Below are 1,665 nucleotides of genomic sequence, written 5' to 3'. Positions count from 1 at the left end.
CGAGCAGCCGTCAGCCGCTCGACCCGAGCGGCTGGCGGCTGCTCGAACAGCTGCGGCAGGCCGGTGAGGTGAGCGAGTCCGCGAAGGTGCCCCAGCAGATCGCCGCCCAGGAGGTGCTCGCCCAGCTCGGCTACATCGACGACGCGCGGCGCGGCCGGGAGGCGGCCGCGCAGGAGCGGCTCTCCCCCGTGCTGTGGACGGGGTTGCTCATCGGCGGCGCACTGACCCTGGCGTTCATGTTCCTCTTCGGGATCAAGCGGAGTACGACGCACGTGGTGATGGTGATGGGGCTCTCCGGGTTCATCGCCTTCACGGTGCTGCTGATCCATCAGCTCAACTCGCCGTTCGGCAAGATGCTGGGGGCGACCCCGGACGCGTTCACCCGGTACTTCGGGTGACGGCCGGGGTGAGATCCACGGGAGATCCGGGTGGGATCCGGTGGGATCCGGGTGAGAGACCCCGGGCGTACGGGCAGGCATGGCGGCGTGAAATATCTCGTACGGGACAAGATCTTCGCGATCGGCGACGACTACTGGATCGAGGACGAGCAGGGCCGCCACGCCTTCCTCGTCGACGGCAAGGCCCTGCGTCTGCGCGACACCCTGGAGCTGAAGGACCCCGTCGGGCAGGTCCTGATCACCCTGCGGCAGAAGATGTTCAGCCTGCGGGACGCCATGACGATCGAGCGCGACGAGCGGCCGCTCGCGACCGTCCGCCGCAAACGGCTCTCGCTGCTGCGCAACCACTACCGGGTGACGCTGGTCGAGGGCACGGAACTCGACGTCAGCGGCCGGATCCTGGACCGGGAGTTCACCGTCGAGTACGAGGGTGAACTCCTGGCCCACATCTCCCGGCAGTGGTTCCACGTCCGCGAGACGTACGCGGTGAACGTGGTCCGCGAGGACACGGACGCCGCGCTGCTCGTCGCGGTCGCCGTGTGCGTGATCCGGATGGCCGAGCGGGAGCGGGAGGACTGACGCGGCGGACGTCTAGACGGCCTTCTCCAGCGCCTGCTCAAGGTCCGCCCACAGGTCCTCGACGTGCTCGATGCCGATCGAGATCCTGACCGTGCCGGGGCCGATCCCCGCCGCTTCCAGGGCCGTCGCGTCGAGCTGGTGGTGGGAGGTGGAGGCCGGGTGCATCACCAGGGTCTTCACATCGCCGAGGGAGACGCTCAGGGAGGCGAGCCGGACCGCCTCGACGAAGGTGCGGCCCGCCTCCCGGCCGCCCGCCAGGTCGACCGAGATCACGCCGCCTCCGCCGTCGGGCAGCAGGCGCGCGGCGATCGCCCGGTCCGGGTGGTCGGCGAGGACGGGGTGGCGTACGGCCGCCACCGCCGGGTGCCCGGCGAGCCGGGCCGCCAGGTCTGCGGCGCTGGCGCACTGGCGCTCCACGCGCAGGGAGAGGGTCTGCATGCCGCGCAGGGTGAGCCAGGCGGCGAACGGGTCGGTGGACGCGCCCTGTTCGACGGCGTGGTGGCGGATCCGCCCGTACAGCCCGGCGTCCTTGAAGACGGCGATCCCGCCGAGGACGTCCGCGTGCCCCGACAGGTACTTGGTCGCGGAGTGGATGACGATGTCGGCGCCGTGGTCGAGCGGCCGGAAGAGGAGCGGCGAGGCGAAGGTGTTGTCGACGGCGACCGGGACCCCGGCCTCGGCGGCGACG

2 protein-coding genes and 1 pseudogene are annotated in these 1,665 nt (G+C 71.2%); 2 read left to right on the top strand and 1 reads right to left on the bottom strand.

The window, feature by feature from the left end:
* Window positions 1-398, top strand: a pseudogene (locus AOK00_RS30475) (DUF4239 domain-containing protein); the annotation flags it as partial.
* Window positions 399-485: 87 nt separating this feature from the next.
* Entirely contained in the window at window positions 486-977 is a 492-nt protein-coding gene (locus AOK00_RS30470; RefSeq protein WP_055603443.1) for an LURP-one-related/scramblase family protein, read from the top strand.
* Window positions 978-989: 12 nt separating this feature from the next.
* On the opposite strand, the gene AOK00_RS30465 is transcribed toward AOK00_RS30470, so the two are convergent.
* On the bottom strand, window positions 990-1,665 hold a 676-nt coding region (locus AOK00_RS30465; protein ID WP_173861678.1), incomplete at its 5' end, for a trans-sulfuration enzyme family protein.

This window comes from Streptomyces aureus (assembly GCF_001418135.1).
Taxonomy (GTDB): domain Bacteria; phylum Actinomycetota; class Actinomycetes; order Streptomycetales; family Streptomycetaceae; genus Streptomyces; species Streptomyces aureus_A.
This window is presented reverse-complemented; position numbering and strand designations above follow the sequence as displayed.